1 protein-coding gene (only partly in view) is annotated in these 16,836 nt (G+C 75.4%); it reads right to left on the bottom strand.

Translation table 11 applies throughout. The annotated features are described in order from the left end of the window. On the bottom strand, positions 1–16,836 hold the 5' portion of the coding sequence (locus E0500_RS28860; RefSeq protein WP_181587168.1) for a type I polyketide synthase. It extends 4,023 nt beyond the left edge of the window; only the first 16,836 of its 20,859 coding nucleotides appear in the window; it begins with the start codon at positions 16,834–16,836; its stop codon lies off the left edge, out of view.

Raw genomic sequence — 16,836 nt, 5'->3', positions numbered from 1 at the left:
GGGCGCGGTGAGCCCGTTGGAGGCGCCGTCCTGGTTGATGGCCGTGCCGCGGACGACGGCGAGCACGGGGTGCCCGAGCCGTTCGGCGTCCGAGAGCCGTTCCACGACGAGCATGCCGACGCCCTCCGCCCAGCCGGTGCCGTCCGCGTCGGCGGAGAACGCCTTGCAGCGGCCGTCGGCGGACAGCGCACCCTGCGCGGTGAACTCGACGAAGCCGACCGGCGTCGACATCACGGTCACACCCCCGGCCAGCGCCACGGTGCACTCCCCCGCACGCAGCGCCTGCACGGCGAGGTGCAGCGCCGTCAGGGAGGAGGAGCAGGCGGTGTCGACGGAAACCGTGGGGCCCTGCAGCCCCAGCGTGTAGGCGACGCGGCCGGAGAGCAGGCTGCCGGACTGCGCGGTCTCCCAGCGGCCGAGGTCGTCCGGGAGCCGGTAGTCGCCGCTGGTGCCGCCGATGAACACGCCCGCGTCGCCGCCGCGCAGCCCGGTCGGGTCGATTCCGGCCCGCTCCAGCGCCTCCCAGGCGGCCTCCAGGACGAGCCGCTGCTGCGGGTCCATCACGAGGGCCTCGTTGGGCGAGATACCGAAGAAGCCCGGGTCGAAGTCGGCCGCGTCGGCGAGGAATCCACCGCGCCGGGTGATGCTGCCGCCCGGGCCGCCGGACAGCAGCCGGTCGAAGTCCCAACCACGGTCGAGCGGCATGTCACCGGTGGCGTCGACCCCGGCGACGACGAGCTGCCACAGGTCCTCCGGGGAGCGTACGCCGCCGGGGTAGCGGCAGCTCATACCGACGATGACGATCGGGTCGTCGGTCACCGGAACAGGGACCACGGGGGTGTCCGTCCGCTCGGACTGCCCGGTGCCGCCGAGGAGTTCGGTGAGCAGGTGGCGGGCGAGTTCGTCCGGGGTCGGGTGGTCGAACACGGCCGTGGCGGGCACCGTGAGGCCGGTGGCGCGGGCCAGCTGGTCGCGCAGGTCGACGGCGGCGAGCGAGTCGAAGCCGAGGTCGCGGAAGGGGCGGTCGGGTTCGATGGCATCGGCTGCCGCCGTGTCGCGGCCGTGCCCCAGGACCAGGGCACTCTTCTCCCGTACGAGGCACAGGAGTTGGTCGGCGCGTTCGGTCCCGGGAAGGGCGCGGAGTTCTTCGCGCAGGCGCGCGGCCGGGTCGTCGCCGGGTTCACTGCCGGCCGCGGCGGCCAGCGCGTCGCGGGCCTCGGGCAGGGCCGCGAACAGGGCGGTGGAGGGGCCGCTCGCGGTGTGCGCGGGGGCGAACGCCGCCCAGTCGACGTCGGCGACGGTCACGACGGGCAGGCCGAGGCCGACGGCCCGGTCGAGGGCGGCGAGCGCGGTGTCCGGGGTGAGGACGGGCAGCCCGCTGAGCCGCAGATGCCCGGCGAGGGAGGGCTCCACGGCGCCGGCCCAGGCGTTCCAGGCCACGGCCACGACGGCCCGGCCCCGCTCCCGGCCACGCTCGGCCACGGCCTCCAGAGCGGCACAGGCGGCGGCCTCGGCGGCACGGCCCCGGGCGCCCCAGGTGGCGGCGATCGAGCCGAACAGTACGAAGGCGTCCAGGTCGCGGTCGGCGAGGTGCTCGTCCAGGGCGAGCACACCGGCGAGCGCGTCGTCGAGGGTGGCCCCGGCGGGTTCCTCCGCGTGGACGACGGCGGTGAGCGCGGCGGCGTCCGGGCTGTCGAGGAGTGCGGTCAGGGCGGTGCGGTCGGCGATGTCGCAGGCGTGGACGGTGAGACGCGCCGTTTCCGTGGTGATGTCGGCGAGGACGCGTTCGGCGGTGTCCGGGGCGGGCGCGCGCCCGACGAGCAGTACGTGGTCGGCGCCGCCGAGCACGGCGCGGCGGGCGACGGCCACACCCATCGGGCCGGTGCCGACGACGAGCACGGTGCCGCGCTGCGTCCAGTCGACGCCGTGCGCGTCCGGGCGTACGCGGACGACGCGGCGAGCCCGCAAGCCGTCGGCGCGCAGGGTCAGTTCGCGTTCGCCTGACGCCTGTCCGGCCGCGTCCGCGGCGAGGGTGAGCAGCGCCCCCAGCCGTGCGTCGGGCGCGGTGTCCAGATCGAGCAGTCCGCCCCAGCGGCCGGCGTGCTCCAGGGCGGCGACGCGTCCGGCACCCCAGGCCGCGGCGGAGGCCACGTCCGGCGCGGGGTCGGTGACGTCGGCCTTGACGCCCTGGTGGGTCGCACACCACAGCGGTGCCGTGACGCCCGCCTCCTCCAGGAGGAGCAGGAGTCCGTCCGGGCCGTGGGCGCGCACCGCACCCGGCAGGGCGAGGACACCGGTCGCTTCGGCAGTGACGTCGGCGAGCGCGTCGATGTCGGCCCACTGAAGACGATGGGCACCCAGTGCCACCACGGCGGCGTCGGCCCATGCCTCGTCCCCTGCGCCGGCCAGCAGGAGCCAGCGCCCGGTACCGGAGTCGTCGGGCACCGGAATCGGCACCCACTCGGCGCGGTAGAGAAAGTCGTCCGCGGCGGCCCGGGCGCGGCGCCTGCGACGCCACGTCGCCAGGGCGGCCGTCGCTTCGGAGCCGAGGTCGGCACCCAGGGTGGCGGCGAGCGCCGCGGGGTCGGACGCCTCGACTGCTTGCCAGAACTCCGCCTCCACGGCGTCGGCCCGGGTCACGGGCGCGGTCTCGGGCCAGTAGCGGCGGTGCTGGAAGGCGTAGGTGGGCAGGTCGACGAGGCGGGCGCCGCTTCCGGCGAAGAAGCTCGCCCAGTCCACCGGGACACCGTCGGCGTGCAGCCGGGCGAGGGCGGTCAGCGCGGCGGTCGGTTCGTCGCCGTCCCGGCGCAGCAGCGGCACCACGTGCGTGGCGTCGTCGAGTTGGGAACGTACGGCGCCGGAGAGCGCTGCGTCCGGGCCCGCCTCGACGATCGCGCCGACGCCGGCGTCCCGCAGTGCGGCGACGCAGTCGGCGAACCGCACGGTCTCCCGGACGTGCCGCACCCAGTAGTCGGGGCTGCCCAGTTCGCCTCCCGTGGCGGCGCGGCCGGTGAGGTTGGAGACGACGGTGAGCGTCGGCGGGTGGAACTCCAGCCGGTCGAGCGCGGCCCGGAACTCGTCGAGCATCGGCTCCATCAGCGGCGAGTGGAAGGCGTGGCTGACGCGCAGGCGGGTGACCTGCGCGGCGTCGAGCCGGTCGAGGACGGCGTTCAGCGCGCTCTCCTCGCCGGACAGCACCACCGCGTCGGGCGCGTTGACGGCGGCGACCGCGACACCGTCGGCATCGGCTTCGCCGAGCAGCGGGCGTACGTCCTCCTCGCGGGCCCGTACGGCGGCCATGGCGCCGCCGGGCGGCAGGGCGTCCATGAGCCGGGCCCGGGCCGCGACCAGGGCGCAGGCGTCGTCGAGGGTGAGGACGCCCGCGACATGGGCGGCCGCGATCTCGCCGACGGAGTGGCCGGCGACGTACTCGGGTGTGACGCCCCAGGACTCCAGCAGCCTGAACAGCGCGACCTCGACTGCGAACAGGGCGGGCTGCGCCATGCCGGTGCGGTCGAGGGCGGCCGCGTCGTCACCCCACATCAGCGGGCGCAGCGGCCGGCCGAGTTCCAGGTCGAGGCGGGCCAGTACGGCGTCGAGGGCGTCGGCGAAAACCGGGAAGCGGGCGTGCAGTTCGCGGCCCATGCCGAGGCGCTGGCTGCCCTGGCCGGAGAACAGGACGGCGAGCGGGCCGCGGCTGCCCCGGGCCCGGCCGCGTGCGGCCTCGGTCGTGCCGTCGGGGCCGGCGAGCAGTACGGCACGGTGCGGGAGGGCGGCGCGAGCCGTGGCCAGGGTGAGGGCGACGTCGGCGGTGGTGGTCCCGTTCAGGTCCGCGGTCCGCAGCCGGTCGAGCTGGGCGTCGAGGGCGGCGGCCGTGCGGGCGGAGACGACCCACGGCCACGGGGCCGCGGACTCGGGGGCGCTCTCGCGCCTCTCCGCGACGCCCTCGCGCCCGCCCTCGGCACCGTCGGGCCCGCCCTCGGTCGGCGCGGCGCCCTCCGGCTCTTCGGGCGCCTGCTCCACGACGACGTGCGCGTTGGTGCCGCTCATGCCGAACGCGGAGACGCCGGCGCGGCGCGGGCCGTGGTCGGCGGGCCATGCGGTCGGCTCGGTGAGCAGGGTGAGGCCGCCGGGTGTCCAGCCGATGTGCGGGGAGGGCTCCTCGGCGTGCAGGGTGCGCGGCAGGACGCCGTGGCGCATGGCGAGGAGCATCTTGATGACGCCGGCGACACCGGCGGCGGCCTGGGTGTGGCCGAGATTGGACTTCACCGTGCCGAGCAGCAGGGGCCGTTCACGCTCTCGTCCGTAGGCGGCGAGCAGGGCCTCGGCCTCGATCGGGTCGCCGAGGGTCGTGCCGGTGCCGTGTGCCTCGACGGCCTGGACGTCGGTGGGCCGCAGTCCGGCATCCGCGAGGGCGTGCCGGATGACGCGCTGCTGGGAGGGGCCGTTGGGGGCGGTGAGCCCGTTGGAGGCTCCGTCCTGGTTGACGGCGGAGCCACGGATGAGGCCGAGGACGTGGTGTCCATGGCGGCGGGCGTCGGAGAGCCGTTCGAGGACGAGGACGCCAACGCCCTCGGACCAGGAGGTGCCATCGGCCGCGGCCGAGAACGCTTTGCAGCGGCCGTCGGAGGCGAGTCCGCCCTGGGTGCTGAACTCGACGAACGCGTCCGGTGCCGACATGACCGACACGCCACCGGCCAGGGCGAGGCCGCAGTCGCCGTCGCGCAGCGCCCGCACGGCCCAGTGCAGGGCGACGAGCGAGGCGGAGCAGGCGGTGTCGACGGTGACGGCCGGTCCTTCAAGGCCGAGGACGTAGGCCAGCCGGCCGGAGAGCACGCTGGCCGTGTTGCCGGTGGCGGCGTAGCCCTGGACGTCGGCGGTGCCGCGCCGCAGGACGGTGGCGTAGTCCTGGCCGTTGGTGCCGACGAACACGCCGGTGGGGGTGGCGCGCAGGCCGGTCGGGTCGATGCCGGCGCGCTCCAGGGCCTCCCAGGACGTTTCGAGCAGGAGCCGCTGTTGCGGGTCCATGGCGAGGGCCTCGCGCGGGCTGATGCCGAAGAAGTCGGCGTCGAAGTCGGCGACTTTGTCGAGGAATCCGCCCTCGCGGGTGGCGGAGGCGCCGTCGGCGAGCGCGGCGAGGTCCCAGCCGCGGTCGTCCGGGAACGGGCCGATGGCGTCGCGGCCGTCGGCGAGCAGCCGCCACAGGTCGTCGGGTCCGGTGACGCCGCCGGGGAAGCGGCAGCCGATGCCGACGACGGCGATCGGGTCGTCGGCGACCGCCCGCGCCTGCGGCACCGGGTCCCCGGGGGTGGACTCGGCGGTGCCGTCGAGGAGTTCGCGGAGCAGGAAGTCGGCGAGGTGCTGCGGGGTGGGGTGGTCGTAGACCAGGGAGGCGGGCAGTGTGAGGCCGGTGGCGGCGGCGATGCCGTTGCGCAGTTCGAGGGTGGTCAGCGAGTCGAAGCCGAGGTCGCGGAAGGTCCAGTCGGCCTCGACGGTCGCCGGGTCGGCGTGGCCGAGGACGGCGGCGACGCGGGCGCGCAGCAGGTCGAGCATTGTCCGGCCGCGTTCGGCGGGCGGCAGGGCGGCCAGTCGGGACCGCGGATCGTCCTCGCCCGGCTCACCCGGTCGTTCGTCGGCCGGTGCGGGCCCGGCGAGTTCGGTGAGCAGAGCAGCCGAGGCGGGCTGAAGGGCCGCGAGGCGGGGCCAGTCGACGTCGGCGACGGTGACGGCGGTGTCGCCCTGGGCGACGGCGTCCAGCAGGGCGTCGACGCCGGCTTCGGGGTCGAGTGGGGTGAGTCCGGCACGGCGCAGCCGGCGGTCGATGTCCTCCCCGGCCGCCATGCCGGATCCGGCCCACGGTCCCCAGGCGATGGACGTGGCGGGCAGTCCGTCGGCGCGACGGCGGGCGGCGAGGGCGTCGAGCCGGGCGTTGGCGGCGGCGTAGTTGCCCTGCCCGGCGGCGCCGAGGACACCGGCAGTCGAGGAGTACAGCACGAACGCGGTCAGCGGCAGATCGCGGGTCAGCGCGTCGAGGTTCTCCGCGGCGGTGACCTTGGCACTCAGTACGGCCGTGAAGTCGTCCGGCGTGAGGGTGTCCAGGACACGGTCCTCGACGACTCCGGCGGCGTGCAGTACGGCGGTCAGCGGCGCGTCGGCGGGCAGATCGGCCAGGACGGCGGCGAGCGCGTCGCGGTCGGCCGCGTCGCAGGCGGCCAGGGTGACGCGGGCGCCCAGTGCGGTCAGTTCGTCCCGCAACTCGACCGCACCGCGCGCGTCGGGGCCGCGACGGCTGAGCAGCAGCAGGTGCCCGGCTCCCTCGCGGGCGAGGCGGCGCGCGGCGTGGGCACCGAGGGCGCCGGTGCCGCCCGTGATGAGGACGGTGCCGTGCGGGTCGGCGAGACCATGGTCCGATGTCGCCGACGTCTCATGGTGCGGGGCCCGCACGAGCCTGCGGACGTACACGCCGGAGTCCCGTACGGCGGTTTCGGTGTCGCCGCCGGCCAGCACGGCCCGCAGTCGGCGCCCGGCAGCGGCGTCGACCTGATCTGGCAGGTCCACCAACCCGCCCAGGCGGCCGGGGTGTTCGAGGGCGACGACCCGGCCCAGTCCCCACACCCCGGCCTGGGCTGGGTCGCGCACGGGCTCGCCGGCACCGAGGACGGAGACGGCGCCCCGGGTCACGCACCACAAGGGGGCGCCGAGTTCGGCGTCGCCCAGGGCCTGGCAGGCGGTGGCGGTGAGCGCGGCGGCGTCCTCGCCCGCGAGCGCGAGCAGGGACAGTACGCCGCTGAACGGGCCGTCGAGAGAACGGAGTTGCACGGCCGCCTGCTCGCGCTCGCCCCTGACGGTGACGCGTACGACATCCGTGCCCAGCGCGGCGAGGATGCCCTCGGTCCACTCGGAGTCGCCCATGTCCTCGGGCAGCAGCGCCAGCCAGGTGCCGGTGAGGCCGGCCGTGGTGGGCTGGGCCGGCCGCCAGACGACGTGGTGGCGCAGGGCGTCGAGGCGGGCCCGGTCGTGGCGGCGGCGGCGCCAGGCGGCGAGGGCGGGTGTGAACGACCGGGCGGCGTCCGCGTCGAGGCCGAGTTGTACGGCGAGGGCGGTGGTGTCCTCGCGTTCGACGGCGGACCAGAAGGCGGCGTCGGCGGGGTCGGCGGTGACCGCCGGTGCGCCGGTGCCGGGTTCGGGCCAGTAGCGCTGCCGCTGGAAGGCGTAGGTGGGCAGGTCGAGGTGATGGCCGGTCACGTCCGCGGCGGCGAGGAAGGCCGCCCAGTCCACGGTCACGCCGTGCACATGGGCGCCCGCGACGGCGGTGGTGAGCTGCGGGACCTCGGCGCGGTCGCGGCGCAGCAGCGGTACGACGGCGGCGGACTCACCCGTGGCGGGATCGTCGTCGAGGACGGCGCGGGCCATGCCGCTGAGGACGGCGTCGGGCCCGATCTCCAGGAAGGTCCGCACACCACGTCCGGTCAGGGTCGTCACGGCGTCGGCGAACCGCACGGTGTCGCGGAGGTGCCGCACCCAGTGGTCGGGGGTGGCGAGTTCGCCGTCGGTGATGACGTCGCCGGTGCGGGTGGACACGAGCGGGAGCACGGCAGGTGCCGACCCGATCCCGGCGACGGCCTCGGCGAACGCGTCGAGTACGGCGTCCATGCGGGGCGAGTGGAAGGCGTGGCTGACGCGCAGCCGGCGGGTGCGACGGCCGCGGGCGGCGAGCGCGGCGGCGACGGCATCGACGGCGTCCTCGTCGCCGGACAGGACCAGCGAGGCGGGCCCGTTGACGGCGGCGACGGACACACGCTCGTCGAGCAGCGGGGTCACTTCGTCCTCGGTCGCCGCCACGGACACCATCGCGCCGCCCTCGGGCAGCCGGGCCATGAGGCGGGCGCGGGCGGCCACCAGGGCGCAGGCGTCGGCCAGTTCGAGGACTCCGGCCGTGTGGGCGGCGGCGATCTCGCCGACGGAGTGCCCGGCGACGTAGTCGGGCGTGACGCCCCAGGACTCGACGAGGCGGTACAGCGCGACCTCGAAGGCGAACAGGGCGGGCTGGGTGTATCCGGTGTGGTCCAGCAGCGCGGCCTCGGGAGTGCCCTCGGACGCGAACATCACGTCCCGCAGCGGCACGTCGAGCCCGGTGTCGAGGTGGGCGAGGGCGGCGTCGAGCGCGTCGGCGAACACCGGGTGGCGGTCGTACAGTTCACGTCCCATGCCCAGGCGCTGGCCGCCCTGCCCGGTGAAGAGGAAGGCGACCCGTCCGCGTCCGGCGCCGGGTGTGGCCGGGCGGACCACGGCGGGGTCGGGCTGCCCGGCGACGAGCGCGCGCAGGCCGCGCAGCAGGTCGTGCCGGTCGTGGGCGACCACGGCGGCGCGGCGCTCGAACGCCGAGCGGTGCAGGGCGAGGGCGGCGGCGAGGCGGCCGACGGGCAGGTCGGGCCGCTCCTCGGCGAAGGCGAGGAGGCGGGTGGCCTGGGCGCGCAGGGCGTCGTCACCGCGGGCGGAGAGCAGCACGGGCAGCGGACCGGCCGGCTCCAGATCCTCGGGGGCGCCAAGCTGTTCGGCATCGGGCGTGCCCGGACCCGGCTGCTCGTCCTGGAGCACGCCGGTTTGCTCCGGGGCCTGTTCCAGGACCATGTGGACGTTGGTGCCGCTGATGCCGAACGACGACACGGCGGCGCGCCGCGGTCGTCCCGTCTCCGGCCAGTCGGTGGCCTCGGTGAGGAGGCGCACGTCACCCGCGGACCAGTCGACGTGCGTGGACGGTGTGTCGGCGTGCAGGGTCGGCGGAAGGACGCCGTGCCGCAGCGCGGTGACCATCTTGATGACTCCGGCGACGCCGGAGGCGGCCTGGCTGTGCCCGATGTTGGACTTCACCGAGCCGAGCAGCAACGGCCGTTCGCGGTGCTGGCCGTAGGTGGCGAGCAGGGCCTGCGCCTCGATCGGGTCGCCGAGGGCGGTGCCGGTGCCGTGGCCCTCGACGGCGTCCACGTCGGCCGGCTCCAGGCGGGCGGTGGCGAGGGCGGCGCGGATGACGCGCTGCTGGGCGGGGCCGTTGGGCGCGGTGAGGCCGTTGGAGGCGCCGTCCTGGTTGACGGCGGAGCCGCGGACGACGGCGAGCACGGGGTGGCCGCTTCGGACGGCGTCGGAGAGCCGTTCCACGAGGACCATGCCGACGCCCTCGGCGAGCGCCATGCCGTCGGCGCCGTCGCCGTACGCCTTGCAGCGTCCGTCGGGGGCGAGGGCGCGCTGGCTGCTGAAACCGATGAAGGTGTTCGGGGTGGCCATGAGGCTGACGCCGCCCGCGAGGGCGAGGTCGCTCTCGCCGTTGCGCAGCGACTGGCAGGCCAGGTGCAGCGCGGTGAGGGAGGAGGAGCAGGCGGTGTCGAGGGTGACGGCCGGGCCCTCCAGGCCGAGCAGGTAGGAGACGCGGCCGGACAGGACGCTGGTGAGCGAGCCGGTCACGGCGTGGCCGTCGGCGCCCTCACCGTGGGCGGCGGGGTAGTCGTGGTAGCTGGCGCCGATGAACGCGCCGGTGCGGCTGCCGCGGATCGTCTCGGGCACGATTCCGGCGCGCTCGAAGGCCTCCCAGGATGTCTCCAGCAGCAGGCGCTGCTGCGGGTCCATGGCGAGGGCTTCACGGGGCGAGATGCCGAAGAACACCGGGTCGAAGCCGGCGGCGTCGCGCAGGAATCCGCCCTGGACGGCGTAGGTGCTGCCGGGGGTGTCGGGGTCGGGGTCGTACAGCGCGTCGACGGGCCAGCCTCGGTCGGCGGGGAAGCCGCTGATGGCGTCGGTGCCGGACATCACGAGGTCCCACAGGGCCTCGGGCGAGTCGACGCCGCCGGGGTAGCGGCAGCTCATGCCGATGACAGCGATCGGTTCGTCGGCGGTGACGGCGACGGGTGCGGCGGGTCCGGCCATTCCGGTGCGGGTGCCGGAGTCGTCGAGGAGGGTGCGCAGGAACGCCGCGAGGGCCGCGGGCGTCGGGTGGTCGAAGACGAGGGTGGCGGGCAGCGTGAGTCCGGTGGCGGAGGCGATCCGGTTGCGCAGGTCGACGGCGGTGATCGAGTCGAAGCCGATGTCGCGGAAGGCGCGCCGCTCGGACAGGTCGTCGGGGCCGGCGAGGCCGAGGACGGCGGCGGCCTGCCCGCGCACGGTGTCCAGCAGCAGCCGGTCGCGTTCGGCGGCCGGCAGCGCGGCGAGCCGGGCGGCGAACTCGCCGTCGGCGGAGCCCTGTTGCCGCTCGACGCTCTCGACGGCCCGCCGGGTCTCGGGCACCTCGTCGAAGAGCCGGGTCTCGCGAACGGAGGTGAAGACGGGGTAGTAGCGGTCCCAGTCGACGTCGGCGACGGCGAGGACGGCCTCGTCGCCGTCCAGGGCGCGGCGCATCCCGGCGAGCGCGAGGTCGGCGTTCATGAACACCAGGCCGCTGCGGCGTACCTGGTCCGGGGCGACACGGCCGACGCCGAGTTCGTTGGCCCAGATCCCCCAGTGCACGGAGGTCGCCTTCAGACCCCGGGCGCGGCGCTCGGCGGCGAGCGCGCCGAGGTGGGCGTTGCCGGCGACGTACGCGGCGTGCTGTCCGCTGCCCCACAGTCCGGCGACGGAGGAGAAGAACACGAATGCGTCGAGGTCGTCGTCGGCGAGCAGCGCGTCGAGGTTGCGGGCGCCGTCGACCTTGGCGTGCAGGACCCGGGAGACGGCGGCGAGGTCGGTGCCGGCGAGAGTGTGCAGCTCGATGACGGCGGCAGCGTGGATCACCGTGCGCAGGGTGTGCCCGTCGGCGCGCAGCCGGTCCAGGAGTGCGCCGAGGGCGGCACGGTCGGTGATGTCGCAGGCGGCGACGGTGACCTGGGTGCCCGACTCGGCCAGTTCGGCGACGAGTTCGCCGGCGCCGGGCGCCTCGGGGCCTCGCCGGCTGACGAGCACGATCCGCTCGGCGCCCTGGGCGGACAGCCAGCGGGCCACGTGCGGGCCGAGGGTGCCGGTGCCGCCGGTGACGAGGACGGTGCCGCGCGGGGTCCAGCCGTTCGCCGGGCGGTCACCGGTACGGTCGCCGGTGCGCTCACCGACGCGGTCGCGGACGACACGGCGGGCGAAGACGCCGGAGGCGCGCAGGGCGAGCTGGTCCTCGGCGCTGTGCGCGCCGCCCGCGAGCAGGGCGGCGAGCCTGCGCGCGGCCCGCTCGTCGAGGGTGTCGGGCAGGTCGACGGTGCCGCCCCAGAAACGGGGGTGCTCCAGCGCCGCGGTCCAGCCGATGCCCACCGACTGCGCCTGCGCGGGCCGGGTGACCCGGTCGGCGCGGCCAGTGGTGACGGCGCCCCGGGTCAGCAGCCACAGCGGACAGTCCGCGTCGAGGTCGCCGAGCACCTGGACGAGGACGACGTTGAGGGCGGTGCCGAGTACGGCACCCGGGTGGCCCGGGCAGTCCTCTTCGGCTGCGGCCAGCAGGGAGACGATGCCCGAGACACGGGTCGTATCGCCGTCGGACTCCCCCTCGGACTCTTCGTCGGCCGAAAGGCCCGCGTCCCGCAGCGACGCGGCGACGGCCTCGCGGTCCAGGTGAGTGTCGTCGAGTACGAGCCGCACGGGTTCGGCTCCCTGCGCGGCAAGGGCTTCGATGACGTCCGTGCCGTCGTTGCCGTCGTCCCCGGCGGCGGTGACGACGAGCCAGCGTCCGGTGACCGTACCGCTCGCCACGGACAGCGGCACCCAACGCACCTTGTACCGCCAGTCGTCCAGCGTGGACTGCTCGCTGCGGCGCCTGCGCCAGGCGGTGAGGCCGGGCAGTACGGCGGCCAGCGCGTCCTCGGCGACGTCGAGGTCCCGGGCGAGCCCCGGCAGGTCGGCCTCCTCCACGGCGCTCCAGAAAGCGACGTCCTCCGTGCCGGCCACCCCCTCACCCGCACCGGGCGTCACGGGCGGCACCCAGAGCCGCTGGTGCTGGAAGCGGTAGGTGGGCAGGTCCACCCGGCGCCGGGCGCCGTCGCCGTACGCGGCGGTCCAGTCGACGCGCACGCCGCGCACGAACGCCCCGGCGACAGAGGTCAGCACGCGTCGCGCGTCGTCCTCGCCACGCCGCAGCGTGCCGCCGGCGTACGCGGCGACGCCCGCCTCGTCGACGGCGCCCTGGATGCCCGGAGTGAGCACGGGGTGGGCGCTGATCTCGATGAACGCCCGGTGCTGTCCGGCGAGGAGTCGTTCGACGGCCGGTCCGAAGCGGACCGTCTGCCGCAGGTTGCGGTACCAGTACGCGGCGTTTGTGCCGCCACCGTCCTTGGCCGGGTCGCCCAGCCACTCCCCCGTCACCGTGGACAGCATCGGAATGCGCGGTTCGCGCGGGGTCACGGGGGCGAGCGCATCGAGGAGTTCGTCGTGCAGGTCCGTCACGTGCGCGGAGTGCGAGGCGTAGTCCACGGGGATCTTGCGGGCCCGCACGCCGTCGGCGGTGAGCACGTCGTGCAGGGCGTCCAGGGCCTCGGGGTCACCACAGACCACGACCGCGCCGGGCCCGTTGACGGCGGCGACGGTCAGCCGGTCGTCCCACGGCTCCAGGCGGGCGGTGGCCTCGGCGACGGGCAGCGGCACCGACATCATGCCGCCGCGCCCGGCGAGGGTGCGGCCGATGGCCTGGCTGCGCAGCGCCACGACCCTGGCGCCGTCCTCCAGGGAGAGCGCCCCCGCGACGACGGCTGCGGCGATCTCGCCCTGCGAGTGACCGATCACGGCGTCGGCGCGGACGCCGTACGCCTCCCACACGGCGGCCAGGGACACCATCACGGCCCAGGTGACGGGCTGGACGACGTCCACCCGGTCGAGTCCGGGCGCGCCGGACTCCTGGCGGAGCACGGCGGTCAGCGACCAGTCGACGAACGGATCGAGGGCGAGAGCGCAGGCGGCGATGCGTTCCGCGAACACGGGCGACTGTGCGAGCAGGCGCGCGCCCATGCCGTCCCACTGGGTGCCCTGGCCGGGGAAGACGAACACGGTGCGCCCGTCGACGTCGGCTTCGCCGTGCACGACGGGCGCGGCGGGCTCCTGCGCTGCGAACGCATCGAGCCCGGCGACGAGTTGGGCGGCATCGCCGCCGAGGACGACCGCGCGGTGGTCGAGCAGGGAGCGGGTGGTGACGAGGGCGTGCCCGGTGTCGGCCGGGTCGTCGCCGGGCCGCGCCGTGGCGTGGGCGGCGAGCGCGGTGGCCTGGTCCCGCAGGGCGGCCCGGGTACGGGCGGACAGCACCCAGGGCAGGGCACCGGTTACGGGGGGCGCGGTGATGACCGCGGGCACGGTGGTTACCGGGGCGGGCGCGGTAGTCACCGATGGCACGCCGGTCACCGGGGGCGCGGTGCCCGGCTCGACGGCCGTGGGCAGTTCCTCCGGCGCCTCCTCCAGGACCGCGTGCGCGTTGGTGCCGCTGATGCCGAAGGAGGACACGGCGCACCGGCGCGGACGCCCGTTCGCGGGCCACTGCCGCTCCTCGTCGAGCAGCCGGAGCACTCCCGAGGACCAGTCGATGTGCCGTGACGGCGTGTCGACGTGCAGGGTGGGCGGCAGGATACCGTGCCGCAGGGCCAGCACCATCTTGATGACGCCGGCGACACCGGCGGCGGACTGGGCGTGCCCGATGTTGGACTTCACCGAGCCGAGCCACACCGGACGCTCCGGGTCCCGGTCCCTCCCGTATGTCGCGACCAGTGCCTGCGCCTCGATGGGGTCGCCGAGCGCGGTGCCGGTGCCGTGTGCCTCGACGGCGTCGATGTCGTCCGGGGTGACGTGGGCGCTCGCGAGGGCCTGCCGGATGACGCGCTGCTGGGAGGGTCCGTTGGGGGCGGTCAGACCGTTGGAGGCGCCGTCCTGGTTGACGGCGGAGCCGCGGATCACGGCGAGCACGGGGTGGCCGCCCCGGACGGCGTCGGAGAGCCGTTCCACGAGCAGCAGCCCGACGCCCTCGCCGAGGGTCATGCCGTCGGCGCCGTCGCCGAACGCCTTGCAGCGGCCGTCGGCGGCGAGCGCCCGCTGCCGGCTGAACGCCACGAACGAGTCCGGCGTCGTCATGACCGTCGCACCACCGGCCAGCGCCAGGGTGCTCTCGCCGGCCCGCAGCGACTGGCAGGCCAGATGCAGGGCGACCAGGGAGGAGGAGCAGGCGGTGTCGACGGTGACGGCGGGCCCTTCGAGACCGAGGACGTACGACAGCCGGCCCGACAGCACACTGGGGCTGGACCCGGTGACCATGTGCCCCTCGGTGCCCTCCCCGGCACCACGCCCGTAGTCCTGGTAGCTGGAGCCGATGAACGCACCCGTGCGGCTGGCGCGCAGCGTGCCCGGGTCGATGCCGGCGCGCTCGACGGCCTCCCACGCGGTCTCCAGCAGCAACCGCTGCTGCGGATCCATGACGAGCGCCTCACGCGGGGAGATCCCGAAGAACCCGGGGTCGAAATCGCCCGCCCCGTCGAGGAATCCACCGTGCGTGGAGTACGTGGTCCCGCTGCGGTCGGCGTCCGGGTCGTACAGCCCGGACGCGTCCCACCCGCGATCGGCGGGGAACTCCCCGATGGCGTCCGTACCGGAGGCGATCAGCTCCCAGAAGGCCTCCGGGGAGTCGACGCCGCCTGGGAAGCGGCAGCTCATGCCGATGATGGCGATCGGTTCGTCGGACACGTCGGCGGCGGTGGCCACGACGTCGGCCCCGTCGTCCTCGGCGAGGATCTCCCCGAGCAGGTGACGGGCCAGGGCGAGCGGCGTCGGATGGTCGAAGACCATGGTGGCCGGCAGCGGCAGACCCACGGCCGCGGTGAGCCGCTTGCGCAGCTCGACGGCCATGAGCGAGTCGAACCCGTGTTCCTGGAAGGCCCGCTCGGGCTTGACGGCGTCCGGCCCGGGGTGCGCGAGCACGGCCGCCGCCTGTGTGCGGACCACATCGAGGACGAACGGCAACCGGTCGTCCGCACGGGCCGCCAGCAGGCGCGTACGCAACTCGGCCGCGGCACCGGCGCGTTCCTGCCGCGCCTGCTGGGCGGCGGCCGCGATCTGGCGGGCGCCCGGCAGTGAGGTGAGGGAGGCGGTGTGCCGGAGCGCGAACATGCCGTCGAGCAGTTCTGCGTCGGCGAGGTCCGCGACGACCGTGTCCGGCGCGCTCTCGGCGACCAGTTCGGCCATGGCCGTCAGCGCGAGCTCCGGTTCCAGGGAACGTCCGGAGGCGTGCCGGCCTAGCCGCCCCTCGGCAGCCATACCGGCTCCGCTCCACGCGCCCCAGGCGAGCGAGGTGGCGGGCAGCCCCGCCGCTACCCGCCGACGGGCCAGCGCATCCAACGCGGCGTTCGCGGCGGCGTAGTTGGCCTGGCCGGGGTTGCCGACGGCGCCGGCGAGCGACGAGAACAGCACGAAGGCGTCCAGGTCCGGGACCAGGTCCCGGGTCAGCTCGTCGAGGACCTGGGCGGCGGCCACCTTGGCCCGGAACACCGCGTCGAACCGCTCCGGCGTCAGACTGTGCAGCACGCCGTCGTCCAGGACACCGGCCGTGTGGACCACGGCCGTCAGCGGCGTCTCGTCCGGGACCGCGGCCATCAGTTCGCCGAGCCCGTCCCGGTCGGCGATGTCACAAGCCGCGACGGTGACGTCGACTCCAAGCGCCGTCAGCTCCGCCTCCAATGCCGCCGCACCGGGCGCCGCCGGCCCACGCCGGCTCACCAGCAGCAGCCGCTCGGCACCGTTTTCGGCGAGCCAGCGCGCGACGTGGGTGCCGAGGGCGCCGGTACCGCCGGTGACGAGTACGGTCCCGGAGGGGCGCCAGGGGACGCGGTGGGGTGCGTCGGGGTGGTTGCCGGTGGGGTGGGCGGCTGTGACGTCCTTGCCTGTGGCTGTGGCGTCCTTGCCCGTGGCCGCGACGTGCTGATCGGCGGGGTGCCCGTCAGAGGGGGCGACAACGAGCCGTCGCCCGTAGGTACCCGCTTCCCGTACGGCGACCTGGTCCTCGCCGTCGGTACGCGCAAGCACACCCAGGAACCGTCCCAGGGTCCGCTCGTCCAGCTCCTCGGGCAGATCGACGAGCCCGCCCCAGCGCTCCGGATGCTCCAGCGCGACCACCCGGCCGAGTCCCCACACGGCGGCGGCACGCGGCTCGGGCAGCCCGCGCACGGCGTCGTCCGCGACCGGCACACTCACCGCACCGCACGTCACCGCCCACACCCGGGCGTCGAGCCCGGCCTCCTCAAGGGCCTGGACCAGCGCTGCCGTGCCGGTCACGGCCACCGGAACTCCCGAGTCCCGTACGTCGGTTCCGGCGGCGAGCAGCGACACCACACCGGCGATCCCGGCACCGTCGTCGAGCCCGGCCAGGGTGTCCCGCAGACGCGGCGCGATGGCGCCCGGATCATCCTCAGCCCTGACCTCCAACGTCAGGGTCTGCGCGCCGAGCGCTGTCACAACGGACCGCACCCAGGCGTCCTCGCCCCACCCGGACGGAACCACGGCCAGCCACGGCCCGGCCTCACGGGCCCCGACCGCGACTCCGTCCCCGAGCGCCTGCCACGTCTCCCTGAACCGCAGTGCGTCCACGGCCGACCGCATCCGCCGCCGCCGGCGCCACGCCGACAGCGCGGGCACCACGTCGTTCAACGCCGCGCTGTCGACGTGCAGTTGGACCGCGAGACCGTCCACATCGGCGTCATCGACGGCCGCCCAGAACTCGGTCTCGGCGGGATCGGAGACTCGGCTGTCAGATGCCGACAGCGCGGCGATCGCGCCGGACTCGGGCCAGTAGTGCCGACGTTGGAAGGGGTAGGTGGGGGCGTCGGTGAGGCGGGCGCCGGTGCCAGCGAAGAGGGCAGACCAGTCCAC

This window comes from Streptomyces sp. KM273126, assembly GCF_004337435.2.
GTDB lineage: Bacteria > Actinomycetota > Actinomycetes > Streptomycetales > Streptomycetaceae > Streptomyces > Streptomyces acidicola.
This window is presented reverse-complemented; position numbering and strand designations above follow the sequence as displayed.